This is a genomic window from Rhodococcus sp. APC 3903, assembly GCF_030407755.1.
GTDB classification, from domain to species: domain Bacteria; phylum Actinomycetota; class Actinomycetes; order Mycobacteriales; family Mycobacteriaceae; genus Rhodococcus_F; species Rhodococcus_F erythropolis.
This window is the reverse complement of sequence record NZ_JASDCV010000008.1, coordinates 20,007-35,446: the sequence shown is the minus strand read 5'-3', so window position 1 is coordinate 35,446 and position 15,440 is coordinate 20,007. Positions and strand designations below refer to the sequence as shown.

The 15,440-nt window shown below is 62.9% G+C and carries 11 protein-coding genes; 5 read left to right on the top strand and 6 right to left on the bottom strand.

What is annotated here, in order from left to right; all coding sequences use genetic code 11:
* Window positions 1–20: 20 nt before the first annotated feature.
* Complete coding sequence (locus QMA15_RS13125; protein WP_243617105.1) at window positions 21–4,568, bottom strand: ATP-dependent helicase; 4,548 nt, start codon at window positions 4,566–4,568, stop codon at window positions 21–23.
* A 106-nt stretch (window positions 4,569–4,674) separates the two neighbouring features.
* Here QMA15_RS13125 and QMA15_RS13120 point away from each other — a divergent pair, with 106 nt between their 5' ends.
* Complete coding sequence (locus tag QMA15_RS13120) at window positions 4,675–6,006, top strand: anaerobic C4-dicarboxylate transporter family protein (protein WP_020907057.1); 1,332 nt, start codon at window positions 4,675–4,677, stop codon at window positions 6,004–6,006.
* 37 nt (window positions 6,007–6,043) lie between these two features.
* Here QMA15_RS13120 and QMA15_RS13115 read toward each other — a convergent pair whose 3' ends face one another.
* The 3 genes from QMA15_RS13115 to QMA15_RS13105 are packed head-to-tail and all read right to left on the bottom strand — an operon-like array spanning window position 6,044 to window position 8,795.
* On the bottom strand, window positions 6,044–7,135 hold the full coding sequence (locus tag QMA15_RS13115; protein WP_020969180.1) for an N-formylglutamate amidohydrolase: 1,092 nt from the start codon (window positions 7,133–7,135) through the stop codon (window positions 6,044–6,046).
* Window positions 7,136–7,169: 34 nt separating this feature from the next.
* The gene (locus tag QMA15_RS13110; RefSeq protein ID WP_279163744.1) at window positions 7,170–8,174 is read right to left on the bottom strand and encodes an acyl-CoA dehydrogenase family protein; all 1,005 of its coding nucleotides are present in this window, start codon (window positions 8,172–8,174) and stop codon (window positions 7,170–7,172) included.
* Between the two features lie 57 nt (window positions 8,175–8,231).
* A complete protein-coding gene (locus tag QMA15_RS13105) occupies window positions 8,232–8,795 on the bottom strand; it encodes a cupin domain-containing protein (protein ID WP_003940980.1) in 564 nt (187 codons plus the stop codon).
* Between the two features lie 134 nt (window positions 8,796–8,929).
* Between QMA15_RS13105 and QMA15_RS13100 the strand changes: the two genes are divergently transcribed.
* From QMA15_RS13100 to QMA15_RS13090, 3 genes are read left to right on the top strand one after another with little or no spacing between them, the layout of a single operon-like run.
* Window positions 8,930–10,306: a nucleobase:cation symporter-2 family protein gene (locus QMA15_RS13100; RefSeq protein ID WP_084325059.1), complete on the top strand. Its 1,377-nt coding sequence runs from the start codon at window positions 8,930–8,932 to the stop codon at window positions 10,304–10,306.
* The gene (locus QMA15_RS13095; RefSeq protein ID WP_279163746.1) at window positions 10,287–11,351 is read left to right on the top strand and encodes a 2-oxoglutarate and iron-dependent oxygenase domain-containing protein; all 1,065 of its coding nucleotides are present in this window, start codon (window positions 10,287–10,289) and stop codon (window positions 11,349–11,351) included. Before QMA15_RS13100 ends, QMA15_RS13095 begins: the two co-directional genes overlap by 20 nt.
* On the top strand, window positions 11,348–12,133 hold the full coding sequence (locus QMA15_RS13090; protein WP_019747729.1) for an alpha/beta fold hydrolase: 786 nt from the start codon (window positions 11,348–11,350) through the stop codon (window positions 12,131–12,133). The genes QMA15_RS13095 and QMA15_RS13090 overlap by 4 nt, the downstream gene beginning before the upstream one ends.
* Here QMA15_RS13090 and QMA15_RS13085 read toward each other — a convergent pair.
* Entirely contained in the window at window positions 12,084–13,589 is a 1,506-nt protein-coding gene (locus QMA15_RS13085) for an aldehyde dehydrogenase family protein (RefSeq protein ID WP_279163747.1), read from the bottom strand. The genes QMA15_RS13090 and QMA15_RS13085 overlap by 50 nt on opposite strands.
* Complete coding sequence (locus QMA15_RS13080) at window positions 13,586–14,902, bottom strand: VOC family protein (protein ID WP_279163748.1); 1,317 nt, start codon at window positions 14,900–14,902, stop codon at window positions 13,586–13,588. Before QMA15_RS13080 ends, QMA15_RS13085 begins: the two co-directional genes overlap by 4 nt.
* A 30-nt stretch (window positions 14,903–14,932) precedes the next feature.
* On the opposite strand from QMA15_RS13080, the gene QMA15_RS13075 reads away from it, so the two are divergent.
* Window positions 14,933–15,397, top strand: a complete 465-nt coding sequence (locus QMA15_RS13075) for an Lrp/AsnC family transcriptional regulator (RefSeq protein WP_019747732.1) — start codon at window positions 14,933–14,935, stop codon at window positions 15,395–15,397.
* Window positions 15,398–15,440 lie beyond the last annotated feature (43 nt).

The window sequence follows — 15,440 nt, the reverse complement described above, 5'->3', positions numbered from 1 at the left end:
AACCATCATGACCTCAATCCTCATGACCTCAACCGAAATCCGCGAGGGGTGGCCGCGAAGCCGGCTTCGACCAGGACGGGAGCAAAATCGTTGCCGTGGATGGTCTCTCCGTCGACCTTCTCCACTACCAACTTGTCGACAGCGCGAGAAGTCACCTTCTGGGCAAGCGACAGCGCTGCCAGGCGCAAAGTTCCGCCGTCGTCGGTGAATGTCAGGATGGTGCGACCGCCGCGCTCGACGAACAGAACCAACTCGCCCTCCACCAGAACGACCAGTGCTCCCGCCTTACGTCCGGGTCGGTGTCCGGGTGACTCTTCGCCCCCCGACGCCGGCCACGGCAGTGCGGCGCCGTATGGATTGGCCGGGTCGCACGCCGCGAGAGTGACTGCAGCCGAGGAGGTGTGGCGCCCCTCGATGGAATCACCGAACGTGCGCAAGCGGTCGACCACGGGAGGCGTCGAGAATTGGGCGCCGCCCAGGGTGTCCACGAAGTATCCGCGTCGAGCGCGCCCGTTGTCCTCGAACGTGCTCAGTACCTTGTAGATCAACGCGAAACCGCCCGGCACGTTCTCGCTCATCACAGAACCGCGGGTTACGACGCCGTACCGTTCGAGCAGCAGATCAGCCGTGGCGTGCGCCCGGATAGTGGGGTCAGGTTCGATACCTGGCAGCTGGAACCACCGACCGGAGGCGGTTGCCGGTCCCGTGCGAGCCGGGGTTGAAGTGCGCGCCATTCCGCGGTACGGACGGGCACGAGGAACACGTCGAGGCGATCGGTGACTTGTGGTGGTTCTGGTGGTGTCCGAGAGAAGTGCGCGCAGCGGTGCGACGGTGTCGTTACCGATGTGTCCGAGCCACACCAACTCCCACAGTGCCGTCGTCACCGCACTGTCGACCGTGTCTGCAGCCGACTCCGTAGTTTGCAACGCGTCGACCAACTGGCGGAAGAAGTAGGCACCGCCGCCGGACAGCAGGTCGAGGATGCGCTTCTGCAACTCCGAGACGTCGGTGTCGGCGGGCGAATTGAGCGTGATCGGTGCCAGGTCGGCGGGGTGCAGCACTACCCACCCGTCTTTGCCGGAGATTGCTCCGGATCCGGACCACAGGACTTCGCCCGTCGAGGTGAGTTCGTCCAACATCGCGGGGGAGTAGTCGGCGACTCGGCTCGGCAGGATCAACGATTCGAGAGCGGACGCCGGAATCGGAACGCCGGCAAGTTGATCGACTACCGTTGCAACACCGTCGATTCCGCGCAGCGTGCCGCCCACATGCTGCCAACCGGGAAGGAAACGTCCGAGCGTTGCGGTACTGACCGGCTCGACCTCTTGCCGTGCCGCGGCGAGCGAGCGACGCCGCAAGCGGCGCAGGACTTCGGCGTCGCACCATTCGCTCCCAGTTGCAGACGGGCGGAATTCTCCTTCGAGAACACGCTTTTCGAGCGCGAGCCGACCGAGAACGTCACGCGCGACGGATACTCCGATACCGAAGCGTGCAGCCGCATCCGTGAGAGTGAATGGTCCGTGGGTGCGTGCGTATCGGCTCAGGAGGTCGTCGAGTGGCTGATCGACCGGCTCGATGAACGCGGCCGGAACCCCGATGGGTAGGGGAACGCCGAGTCCATCGCGAAGGCGCGCTGCATCTTCGACGACGGTCCACCAGCTCTCGCCCGCATAGGAGACGTGGAGGGCACGTTTGTCTGCGACCAACTTGTCGAGCCACGAGACCGGATCTTCGAGACAGCGTTCGGTGACTTCTTCGGTGGTCAGCGGGCCGAGCATGCGGAGGAGGTCGGCGACGCCCTCGAGGTCCTTGGCCTTGCGGTCCGGAGCGAGCCGTTGCAGTTCACGTTCTGCCTGCTCGATCACTCCGGCGTCGAGCAGTTCGCGCAGTTCGACGCGGCCGAGGAGTTCGGCCAACAGCGTGGAGTCCAACGACAGTGCGGCGGCGCGTCGCTCGGCCAGGGGGCTGTCGCCCTCGTACATGAACGCGCCCACGTAGTTGAACAGGAGCGCACTTGCGAACGGTGAAGGCGAGGGCGTCTCCACTTCGACTATTCGAATCTGGCGCCGTTCGATCTTGCCGAACAATTCCTTCAGTGCCGGCAGGTCGTAGACGTCCTGCAAGCACTCACGCACGGTCTCGAGCAGGATCGGGAATGTCGGGAACTTGCGGGCGACGTCCAGCAGTTGCGCCGACCGCTGACGTTGCTGCCACAGTGGGGCACGCTTGCCGGGATTGCGGCGTGGGAGAAGCAGTGCGCGGGCGGCACATTCGCGGAATCGGGAGGCGAACAATGCCGAGCCACCCACCTCCTGGGTGACCAGATCTTCGATGTCCTCGACGTCGAAGGTGAACAGTTCGGCGCCGGGAGGTTCGTTCTCGGTGTCGGGGAGACGGATGATGATGCCGTCGTCGGAGGCCGTCGGACTGGAATCGACGCCGTATCGTTCCTGCAAGCGGGCCCCGATGGCGAGGGCCCACGGTGCGTGAACCCGTTGGCCGTACGGGGAATGCAGCACCAGACGCCAATCGCCGAGTTCGTCGCGGAAGCGCTCGACAACCAGCGTTCGATCCGACGGGACCTGCCCGGTGGCATTCTTCTGCTCACCGACGAGTTGGATCAGATTGGTTGTGGCGTTGTGATCGAGCCCGCCCACGCGACAACGCTCGACGACGTCGGCTTCGTTACCCAGCGCGGTCTCTCGAACGAATTGTCCCAACGCCTGTCCGAGTTCGGCAGGGCGACCGAGTCCGTCGCCATGCCAGAAGGGCAAACGACCGGGCATGCCGTAGGCGGGGCTGACCAGAACCCGATCGAAGGTGATCTCCTCGATCCGCCAACTGGTGGCGCCGAGCGCAAAGACGTCGCCTACCCGGGATTCGTAGACCATTTCTTCGTCGAGTTCGCCGACTCTTGATGCTTTCTCACCGACCATGTAGACCGTGAAGAGGCCGCGGTCGGGGATGGCGCCGCCGGAAGTGACTGCCAAGCGCTGCGAACCCGGGCGGCCCGTCAGAGTGTTGGACTCGCGATCCCAGACCAGGCGCGGACGTAATTCGGCGAACTCGTCCGAGGGGTACCGCCCGGCGAGCAGATCCAGAGTCGACTCGTAGGCCGAACGGGGAAGCGTTGCAAAGGAACCGCTTCGGCGCACCGTCTCGAACCAGTCGTCGACGTCGATCGGTTCCAGAGCGGTGGCCGCAACAGTTTGCTGGGCAAGGATGTCGAGGGGATTGGCGGGAACGGCCATCGCCTCGATCTTGCCTTCGACCATGCGCTCGACGGTCACCGCGCAGTGAATCAGGTCGGTGCGATGTTTGGGGAAGACGACGCCTCGTGAGATCTCGCCGACCTGGTGGCCGGCGCGACCGACACGTTGCAGGCCGCTGGCAACCGAAGGCGGCGCCTCCACCTGGATGACCAAGTCGACGGCGCCCATGTCGATTCCGAGTTCGAGACTGCTGGTGGCGACGACGCATCGCAATCGACCCGATTTGAGGTCGTCTTCGATGAGGGCTCGCTGGTCTTTGCTGACCGATCCGTGGTGGGCGCGAGCAAGGAGGGGTTCTGCGCCGTAGTTGACCTCGGTGGGAGCTCCGATCTGCGCGGGCGGGCGAGGTGTTTTCTCGACGGCCAGACCGATGCGTTCTGCATGAATCTCGTTGAGCCTGGCTGTCAATCGTTCGGCGAGGCGACGAGAGTTGGCGAACACGATGGACGATCGGTGATCGAGCACGAGGTCGACAATCTGTTCCTCGACGTGGGGCCAGATCGAACCGGCTTGCGGGGTGGGGGATTCGGAACCGTCGGCGGGCGTCGCGATACCCAATTCGGTCATGTCCTCGACGGGGACACGGACCGTGAGGTCGAAGGTCTTGGCGGCAGGCGGTGCCACGATTCGGATCGGTGCCGAACCGGCGAGGAACCGCCCGATCTCCTCGTGGGGACGGACAGTGGCCGACAATCCGATGCGTTGCGCCGGACGCTCGAGCAAGCCGTCCAGACGTTCCAGAGAGAGCGCAAGGTGCGAGCCGCGCTTGGTACCCGCCACCGCGTGAACCTCGTCGACGATCACGGTGTCGACGCCGACCAGTGTTTCCCGGGCAGCGGAGGTGAGCATGAGGAACAACGACTCCGGCGTCGTGATCAGGATGTCCGGAGGACGCTTGATCAACGAGCGCCGATCGGCCTGTGACGTATCGCCGGAACGGACACCGACGGTGATCTCGGGCGGGGTGAGGCCCAGACGTTTCGCAGTCTGTGTGATGCCGACCAGCGGCGCGCGAAGGTTCCGTTCGACGTCCACGCCCAGCGCTTTGAGTGGCGAAATGTAGAGGACTTTGGTGGCGCGTTCGCCTTCGTCCTTCGCGGCGAGTTGATCGAGGGCCCACAGGAACGCCGACAATGTCTTGCCGGAGCCGGTGGGTGCGACGACAAGTGTGTGAGAGCCACTCGCGATGGATTCCCAGGCACCGAGCTGCGCAGCAGTCGGAGCGCTGAAAGCGCCGCCGAACCACTCGCGTGTGGCGGGCGAGAACCTACCGAGGACGTTGGTCACGACCACCATATTGCCCCTTCCCACCGACAGCGTGTTCGTGCCCGCAGCCGAAGTGCAGAGCATACTATTTGCCCTGTTATAGCGATTCTCTTGTTATCGAGAAGGCGAGTGCCTGATGGAAGCAGTCAAGATTGTCCTCGAGCTGGCGGTCGTGCTCGGGGCGATTGTCATGGGTACCAGATCGAGCGGTGTCGCTCTCGGTCTGTGGGGCGGCGCAGGTGTTGCCGTCCTCGTGTTCGTCTTCGGAGAGGACGTCGGCAGTCCGCCGGTCGACGCTCTCCTCATCGTCCTGTCCGTTGTCCTCGCGTCGTCGATGATGCAGGCGGCCGGTGGTATCGACTGGATGGTCACCATCGCAGCCAAGTTGATCGAATCTCGCCCGAAACAGATCACGCTGATCGCGCCGTTGGTGTCATTCCTGTTCTCGGTCGGTGCCGGTACGTCCAACATCCTCTACCCGCTGCTCCCCGTCATATACGACGTCTCGTACAAGAACGGTGTGCGGCCGTCACGACCGCTGTCGCTGTCGGTTGTCTCGACCGGTGTGGCGCTGGCGTGTAGTCCGGTGTCCGCGGCGATGGCGGCAATGGTCACGCTGACCGACGTGCCGCCTTACGATTTCGAACTCATCGACATCATCAAGATCACCTTCCCGGCCGCTGTTGTCGGCATCGTCCTCTCCTCCATCGCGGTCAACAGGCTCGGTAAGGATCTCGACGACGACCCGGACATACAGGCGAAGATGAAGTCGGGCGAATTGGCCGGACCTGGTGCAGCGTCCAAGACCGAACTCGTCTCGACGAAGACCGGACGAAACGCGGCACTGATCTTCCTGGCCGGCGTTCTGGCCATCGTGATCTTCGGCCTGTTCAAGGGAATTCGCCCCGAAGCCGCCGACGGTTCCCCGATGGGGATGACACCGATCATCGAAATGCTGATGTTCGTCGTGGGTACGTTGATCCTGCTGGTGTGCCGCCCGAACGTTGCCGACGTGCCCTCGTCGACGGTGTTCCGTGCCGGCATGGTCTCGGCCATCGCGCTGTTCGGTCTGGCATGGCTCACGGACACGTTCATCAGCGCACATTCGGAGCTGATCACGAGCACCGTCGGCGACTGGGTCAACGCCGCGCCGTGGATCTTCGCGCTCGGTGTCTTCCTGGTTTGTGTCCTGACGACCAGCCAGTCGACCGCGACGAGGACCATCGTGCCGATCGGTCTCGCTGCCGGGATTGCACCCGGCCTGGTGAGCGGCATGTGGGCCGGAGCCTTTGCCGGTGTCTATCTGTTGCCGACAAACGGTTCACAGATCGCAGCTGCGAACTTCGACCTCTCGGGCAGCACGAAGCTCGGCTCCAAGCTCGTCGACCACTCGTTCTTCCTGCCGACCATCATCTTGGCCGTCACGACGATTGCGGCCGGCGCGGTGTTCGGAGTGGTACTCGGTTGAGTGAAACCGCTGAGTCAGCCTGAGTGATATCGCTGAGTCAGCTGTTGCGGTAGTGGTCCCAGCTCGCCTTGCACGCGTGGGCGAGCTGGTCCACCCGTTCGGCGTCGGGTGTAGGCCAGTCGAGGCCGGGTTCCATGATGTATGCGGCCAGTTCGTCTCCCAGTAGGAATTCTCGTTTGAATTCGGCCTGAACCGCACTCAACGTGATCCCGGCTTCGGCGGCGCGGGCGCTCAATTCGGCGAATCTGGCTCCGGCTCGGATGATTTCGAAACTGCCGAGGTACGGCTGATTGAGAGCGACGGCATCTGGATCGTCGACCTGAAATCCCTTGCGATGTGAGACCGCAAGTGTGCGAATGAGCTCCGGATCCATCGTCACGGGATTGTCGCCGCGTCGATTGCCGTGGTGGTCGCCACGATTGGAGAGTGCGACGACGTCGGGGAGTCGATCTGCTTCCGGCCGTTCGACATTGACGGCGCCGTCCCGCCGGGTGGTGTGGTTCATCGTGTCGTGGAACGACAACGTCGTGAACGATCGACCGAGTTCGAAGCTCTTCTCCACCATGGCTTCGATCAGTGCGTCGCGAGTTCTTTCGTAGACACCCAAACCGTGTTCGGCTGTCTCGGTGAAGGTCTCGGCGAGGTTCTTCCAGCCCGCGTCGTCGGTCGGCTCGAGCAACAGGGGGTAGAACGAGAAGGTGACAGGGCGAACTGCGTCGACGCCGGTGAGGTCTGCTTTGTTGCCTGCACCGGCCTTGTGGACGCGGGCGAAGGCTTCGCGCAGTGACGCTTCCAGGTTTTCGGGCTTCGCACGGTTGGGATCGCGAATCATGCGAGGGTGCGGATTCTCCACGTACACGATGCGCGAATCTATTTCGGCCCAACGGCGCACGATGGGACTGGTGGACATGTCGGTGAAGTCGAATTGCAGCCGCTGTGTGAACTCGGGTGCGAGAAAACGTGAGAGTTCTGCTGGAATCGCGGAACCCGAGTGTGGGCAACTGACAAGAAGGTCGGCTTCGGCGATGGCGTCGTCGAGACTGCGGGAGTCGCGATCGGCATAGAACGTCAGGTCCTCCGGCGTGAACACGGTTCCGGCCGGGATGAGTACTGGTTCTCCACTGGTCATGAGCCCCAGCGTAATCGAGTGCAACCGTGCAGACTCAGTATCCGCTGAGTCGTTCCACGAGAACTGTCTTGATCTCCGGTCGACCAGCCGCGACAAGAGTGAAGGTGGCTTCTCGCATGAGCCGCTCGGGGGTGTTGCTGCCGACGAGGGCGCGGCTTCCGGTCGCGGTGACGAGCGCGGCCGATGCTCGTATCGCAAGTTCCGATGCGCGGGCGCGTGCGGCCGACATGTCGCCGCCGCCGCGCAGTGCTGCATCGAGATCGGCGCGCGCCCGGGCGGCTTGTTCTTCGAACGCGTCGGCGTCGACTCCCAGATCCGCGAGTTCGGTCACGGCGCGGCGGGTGATGCCCATGGCCATCGCGCCGTTGAGCCACAAGCCGGGGAGTTGGGTGCTCTGGAACTGTTCGTCGCTGACGACAGCACAGACGTCGGTATCGGGAATTTCGAAAGCGTCGAACACGATTCGGACGGTGTTGCTCCCGCGCGCCGCGATCAGTGGAAGCTCCTCGATCGTCAGACCCGGGGCCTCGCCCACCGGTACGACGGAATGAACGATGGAATTGTCGAACTCGTCGCGCGCCGACACCAAGAGAACATCGACGATGCCCCAACCGGTGACGAAGGGTGCGATCCCGTCGAGGACGTAGCCGTCGTTCACCCGCTTGGCCCACAGGAGCGGTGGGCGGGGGATGGCGCCGGCATAGGCAACCCCACCGCGAATCGTGCCGGAAACCAGACCGTCCCAGTATTGTTCGCGCAGAGACGTATTGGTACTCGCTGCCAGGGCCCCGACGACGCCGTGATGCTGCATCCAGGTGAACGTCGTCGCGAGGCAACCGCCGCACAAGGTTTCGAGGACCTCGACCAGTTCTTCGCTGCTGGGGCCACCGTCACCGAGGGCGGCGATGCCGTAGAAGCCGTCGGCGGCGAGCGCGTCGAAATGGCTGCTGGGGATTTCTCCGTCGGCGTCGACGCTGTCGGCGACGGGAAACAGAACGGTATCGGCGATCTCACGCGCAAGTTCCGGCCACTTGGTCACGCTGTCAGGGTAAGCCGCGAGCCGGGGTTGTGGTGTGGAACTGCAGCGGTGGCGTATCTAGAAGGACGGCGGTGAACTCACGATGAGGAATCTCGCAACTGCAGCGGTGCGATTGAACCACCGATGCGGGATGGTCGAGGTGTAGAGGAGGGTATCGCCGACATGAAGAACGTGATGCTCGTCCAGCCCGACCTCGACCTCGACAGATCCTTCGAGAACATGAATGAATTCTTCGCCGGCATGCTCGGTGTGCTCACCTGCCTCGGAGTGAGGTGCTGCCGTGATCTCGTTGGGTTCCATGGTCCGTGAGCCGGTCGAGCAGAATCGGATCACCGAATCGTGTGCCAGTTCGAAGGTTCGCCCCTCGCCGGCGCGGACGAGGCTGGACGGAGTTCGCTCGCCCTGTGCCAAGAGTGAGTGCGCCGTGGTGCCGAGCGATTGCGCGAGGCGATGAAGGTTCATGACGCTGGGTACTGCGTGCCCGTTTTCGGTTTGGCTCAGGAATGGCTGCGACAACCCTGACTTCACGGCAACCTCACGCAACGTCAAACCGGCTTCTTTTCTCGCTGTCCGCACGGCTGCCCCGATTGCGGTCGCTATCGCTCTCTGGTCGTCGTCCATGTGCCGAAGATAGCAGTGCTCTGGTGAAAGTTTTGATTACACAGACGAAACAAATTCGACCACGGTAAGAAATTATCGACGTGCTGAATAGTCCCGTACACGAAACACTTCCAGCTTCGGACGGAGATCGGCGCATGGCCATCCATCCAGTCGACCAGCGGCTCCCCATTGCCCGCCAGTCTGCTTTTGCTCTTCAGCACGTCCTCATCATGTACACCGGTTGCATCACGGTTCCGCTGGTTTTCGGTGCCGCAGTCGGGCTGGACCGCAGCACGGTCGCGATGCTGATCAGTGCGGACTTGCTCGTTGCAGGCATCATCACGATCATTCAGAGCCTGGGCGTCGGCAAGGTTGCCGGTGTCCGCCTGCCGATCGTCTGCGGTGCGACGTTCGCCGGGCTGACGCCGATGATTCTGATCGCCAAGGAGTACGGCCTGCAGGCCGTGTACGGGTCCATGCTGGTCGGTGGCGTGGTCGGCATAGCCTTGGCCGTCCCGTTCGCCAAAATCGTCCGATACTTCCCACCCCTGGTCACCGGCGTCGTCCTCACAGTCATCGGCATCTCGTTGATCGGTGTCGCGGGAGGACTGATCGTCGGAAACGACCCGACCTCCCCGTCGTTCGCCGATCCGAAGAATCTGGCGCTGGCTGCCGCAGTCGTTGTGGTCGCGGTGGCGTTCATCTGCCTCGGTCGCGGGATGTGGACGCAACTCGGTGTACTGATGGCACTGGTGATCGGTACCGTGATCGCCATCCCGATGGGTCTGATCGATCTGAGTGGCGTCGGCGGCTCGGCCTGGGTGGGCTTCCCGATGCCGTTCCACTTCGGCGCTCCGGAGTTTCCCGTCACCGCCGTGGTGGCGATGAGTATCGTCATGGCAGTCGTCTTCGCAGAATCGACGGCGAGCATGCTGGCGGTCAGCGAGATCACCGGAAAGCCTTTGAAAAAAGCAGATCTCGCACGCGGGCTGGTGGCCGACGGCATGTCGGGAGTTCTGGGCGGAATCTTCAATGCCTTTGTCGACACCGTTTTCTCGCAGAATGTCGGCGCCGTTGCCACGACCCGGGTGTACAGCCGGTACGTGACCGCTACCAGCGGTGCCATTCTGATCGTCCTCGGCCTCATCCCGCGAATGGGTGAAGTAGTTGCAGCCCTGCCTGATCCGGTGGTCGGCGGCGTCGGAATCATCTTGTTCTCCACTGTCGCCGTGGTCGGAATCAACACACTGCGCAAGGTCGATCTCAGTGACCCGATCAACACCACGATCGCTGCTGTGTCCGTCGGAATCGGTATTCTGCCGGAATTTGCGGAGGGGATGTTCGAGCGATTCCCCTCCTCGGCTCAGATCCTCCTCGGTAGCGGCATCACCTTGGCTGCGGCCTCTGCCTTTTCACTCAATCTGCTGTTCAATCACACCCGACTCGGTGAACTCGCGAGGCGATCGCGAGAGAGCCTTCCTGAACCCGCTACCAGCTCTGCAGGAGACGCCAGTGTCACAGTCCCAGTCTGATCCCTTCGAAGTTCCCGTCATCGACATCTCGCCCTACGTACTCGGTGGTGCCGACCAGGACAAGGCGCGAGTAGCCGCCGAAGTCGACCATGCCTGTCGGACTGTCGGTTTCATCCAGATTCGGGGCCACGGCGTTCCGACCGATGTTTCTTCCGGCCTCGCCGAAGCCATGGACGACTTCTTCGGGCTGCCGATGGAGACGAAAACGGGCTACCGAATCGAGGGCGCGAATCGTGGATACAGCCCGCCCAAGAGCGAGTCGCTGAGCTTGAGCCTCGGCGTCGAATCCGCGACTCGGATGAATGACTTCTTCGAGGCCTTCAACGTCGGAACCGAAGCCAGATCATTCACCGAACTCGAACTGTCGGAGGAGGACTACGGAATCAATCTGTGGCCCGCAGTGCCAGGTTTCACGGAACGAGTGGAGAATTACTACGCCCATGGCGAGCGGGTGGCACGCACACTGACAACTATTTTCGAAGATGCGCTCGGTCTGACCCCAGGATTCTTCGAGTCGATCACCGACCATTCCATCGACGTACTGCGGATGAACAACTACGCATTACCCGAAGGGACGGTGACATTGGACGGTGAGTTGAAGGGTATGGGCGAACATACCGATTTCGGGCTGGTCACCGTGCTGTGGGCGGATCAGGTCGAAGGTTTGCAAGTACTCGGGAGCGACCGACGCTGGCACGATGTCTGGCCGGTCGACGGCGCGCTACTGGTCAATCTCGGGGATCTCACCGCGCGACTGACCAACGACAGGTGGATGTCCACGCTGCACCGAGTTGCGCCTCCGGTGGTGAACGGCACCATCAAGCGTCGGCGATCGGCGGCCTTCTTCCACGACGGAAACGTCGACGCGGTGATTGCGACTCTGCCGAGTTTTCAGGACGACTCCGGCTTGGAGTACGAATCCATTACCGTCCGCGATCACATCAAGGCCAAATTGGCCGGGTCGAGGCAGGGAAAGTCCAACGCCGCCGCAGGTCGTGAGGCGGCTCGGGTACTTTCGGCTGCAGAGTTCGAGATCAAGCAGTGAGTGCACGGAACATCGTCCTCATCCACGGAGCGTGGGCCGGCGGTTGGGTCTGGGATCGTGTGTGTGGCCCACTGAAATCGGCCGGCTTCAATCCCGTTGTGGTGGAGCTTCCCGGCTCGGGAAGTTGGAACCCCGACGACGTGATCGATCTCGACGCAGTTGCCGAACATGTTGTGGCAGTAGTCGAGTCCCTGGACGGGCAGTGCACCCTCGTCGGTCACTCCGGCGGAGGCATCGTGGCCTCACAGGTGGCTGAGTTACTGCCGTCGCGGGTAGCGGGTCTTGTGTACGTCGCGGGGATGATGCTTCCATCGCAGATGGACTTCGGGATGCTCTGCATCGAAGTCGGTCTGGCAAGTCCGGTCGGGATCTCACGTTGGTTGGTCCCCGTGGACGACGGGAATGCGACGGTGGTTCCGCCCGAAGCCGGTGCCGCTGTGTTCTTCCACGAAGCGCCGGTGGCTGATGCGATCTTCGCCGCGCGCATGCTCGTTCCACAACTGGAGTCGGCCCGCCTGATGGCACCCGTCTGGACGGAAGAACGATTCGGAACCGTCCCGCGTTTGTATGTCGAATGCACGCTCGATCGAACCGTGCCGATCGAAGCTCAGCGTGCCATGCAGAAACTTGTTCCCGGTGCCCAGGTGGTCAGCCTGGACACCGACCACGCCCCGCAGTTGTCGAGGCTCCCGGAGTTGATCGAAGCGATCGCCGATTTTGCCCAGAACGCGTTCAGCCGAACTCGACGCCTTGAGCCAGCGGCAACTGGTCCGAGTAGTTGACGGTATTGGTGGCTCGGCGCATGTAGGCCTTCCATGAATCCGAACCCGATTCGCGTCCGCCGCCCGTCTCCTTCTCGCCGCCGAATGCGCCGCCGATCTCCGCACCGGACGTTCCGATGTTCACGTTCGCGATGCCGCAATCGGAGCCGTCGGCGGCGAGGAAGCGCTCTGCTTCTCGCTGATCGAGTGTGAAGATCGAGGATGAAAGTCCTTGAGGTACACCGTTGTGCAGCGCAATAGCGTCGTCGAAGTCGGTGTAGGTCAAGACATAGAGGATGGGTGCAAATGTTTCCGCCCGTACCACCTCGGTCTGTGCGGGCATACGAACGAGAGCAGGTGTCACGTAGAACCCGGATTCGCCGACGCGATCACCGCCACACACCACGGTTCCGCCGTCGCCGCGCGCGGCCGAGAGGGACTTCTGCATTGCCTCGTACGCGGCTTCGTTGATCAGCGGTCCGACCAGAACACCGGAATCGAAGGGACTACCGACCGGGAGTTGCGCGTACGCGGACGCAATGCGGTCGACGACCTTGTCGGCGATCGACTCGTGAACGATGAGTCGGCGCAGTGAGGTGCAGCGCTGCCCGGCAGTTCCCGCGGCGGAGAAGACAATTCCGCGCACGGCAAGCTCGAGATCCGCCGACGGCGTGACGACCGCGGCGTTGTTCCCACCCAACTCCAGAAGACTGCGTCCGAAGCGCGCGGCGACCCGCGGAGCCACGGCGCGGCCCATCCGCACGGAACCCGTGGCGCTGACCAAGGCCACGAGTGGGTTGTCCACCAGCGCCTCACCGACGTCACGTCCGCCGACGACCAACTGGTGCACGTCGATCGGTGCTTCACAATCCGCGAGCGCACGCCGCAGGAGCGCATGACATGCCAGAGCGGTCAACGGAGTGGTTTCCGAAGGCTTCCAGACGACGGAGTCGCCGCAGACCAGAGCAATGGCGGTATTCCACGACCACACCGCTACCGGAAAGTTGAACGCAGAGATGACCCCGACAACGCCGAGCGGGTGCCACGTTTCCGACAACCGGTGGCCGGGACGTTCGGACGGCATGGTGCGCCCGTAGAGCTGCCTGGAGAGACCGACCGCGAACTCACAGATGTCGATCATCTCCTGTACCTCGCCGAGAGCTTCCGAGGTGACCTTGCCTGCCTCCAGCGTCACGATCTCCGCGAGATCCTCCTTGTGCTCGGTCAGTAGGCTGCCCAGCCGCCGCACCACCGCGCCGCGCGCCGGAGCGGGGACGGTGCGCCAGGTGAGGAACGCTCGATGAGCCGCCTCGACGGCGTCGTCGACCTCTCGGCCGGAGTGCTGCCGGACCGTACGCAGCTCTGTGCCGGTGATCGGCGTGTGCGCGCTCAGATCACCGGCGGGCCACTCGACACCGCAGGCAGCGAGGGCTCTCTCGGCGCGATCGGCGAGGCTCGAAGGATCAGGCAGGTTCACGGGGAGTCCTCTGTGTTGGAAGGCGGAAGTGTTTGTAGGCGGGAGTGGTTGTTGGCGGGAGAAAGCAGGGCACGTGATGCCTCTTGTTGTGCGCGGTACAGCTCGAACGGATCTTCGATGGTGCGGTCGATGGCGCCCTCCAATCGATCCTGCCCGTATTCGGCGCCGGGCGCATCGGAAACGAATCCGGTCACGGAATCGAGATTGGACGCGAAGATCCCGGCCGCGGACGCCGGTAGGAAGTCCTCATAGACGATCGGGTCGCGGACGACAACAGTTCCTTCGTTTCGGTACGTGAAGTACGCCAACCCCGCGTCGTCGAGTCCGTCCTCGGTGTGCGGAAATTCGCTGCCCCATTCGGCATTCTCGGGCCTTGCGATCAGTCGGTCGTAGATCGCACGCCCGCTGGGGGTCAACGCGATTCCGCGTGCCTCCACCTCGCCGAATCTGACGCGGACAGGTTCTGTGGTGACCGATCCGTCCGGCCGCCGAAAACGTCTGTCTTCGGCCAGTGCGCGAAACGACGTCTGCCGCAGAAGCAGTGGCGGTCCATTCCATCTCGGTGGGCCTTGGATGCGGTCGATCATGATGATGCCGCGCTCGGTCATTCGGCGGTACAACTCGTCGATGTCGAGCACTCGCGGGGTGAGGTGGTTGACATGTGTCGAGCCCTGGCCGGCGATGTCTGCGGCGACAGGTGAGATCGCGGCAAGTTCGCGATACCAACCGGCGTCGATGGGATCGGTGCCGAGCCGAAACGCCGAGGTCGCCGCTTCGACGAATTTTGTCGCCTCGGGCTCCGGTAGGCCGAACTCGCGGTTCGCTTGCCGTGCCCACTGCAGAAGTTCTGGAGAGAACAGGGTGCGGCGACGCAGGAACCCGGTGATCCGACGCTCGAGGTCGGTGTCGAAGAACCTGGAATCGGAGCCGGTCAGTACCGAAGTGAAAACACGGAACGGGTTCCGGGCGAGTTGGGCAGGGTCGGTGGGGCGAAAGGCCGTCGAGACAACGGGAATGGGGGAGTCGGTGAGCCGGAGGTCGTAGTAGCCGACCGGAAACATACCGAATCCGCCGAAGACGGTGGCTACGTCACGTAGTTCGTCGAGAGTCCCCAGTCTGATGGCGCCGTGACGCTCGGCGCTGACTCTCGCCAGGCTGCCCAGGCGCTCCGCCGAATCCGGATGCTCGGCGGCAAAATCACGGTTCACCTGCATCGTTACATCTACCAAGGTGTTGTAAGCGGGGACCTCGTCGCCATACATCTTGGCGAGGGCCGCTGCGAACCGTGCACGTAGCTCCCAGGTTTCAACCATACGAATGTCCGATTGCGTTAGCCTGCGCAGGTGCGAGAAACAGAAACCAGTGACGCTGCCGGGGTTCCGGTCGACGAAACCGATCGACTTTTGATGCGTGAATTGGTCTTGGACGGCCGTGCCACTCTCGCGAGTCTTGCTGAGAAGGCCGGACTCTCGATCTCTGCAGTCCAGTCGAGAGTGCGTCGATTGGAGTCTCGCAAGGTGATCCGTGGCTACTCGGCGAAGATCGATCCGGAGGCACTTGGTCATAATCTGTCCGCATTTGTCGCCATCACTCCTCTCGATCCTTCGCAGCCCGACGATGCGCCTGCTCGCTTGCGTCATCTACCGGCCGTCGTCTCGTGTCACTCCGTGGCCGGGAGCGAAAGCTACGTCCTCCTGGTCCGGGTGGCGTCACCTCGCGCGTTGGAACGATTGCTGCAGGAGATCCGTACGGCAGCCAACGTCAACACGCGAAGCACCATCATCCTACAAACTTTTTACGACGAATGACGGGTGTTCCGTAACTTTTACGGCCTCCTATCGACACTTTCGT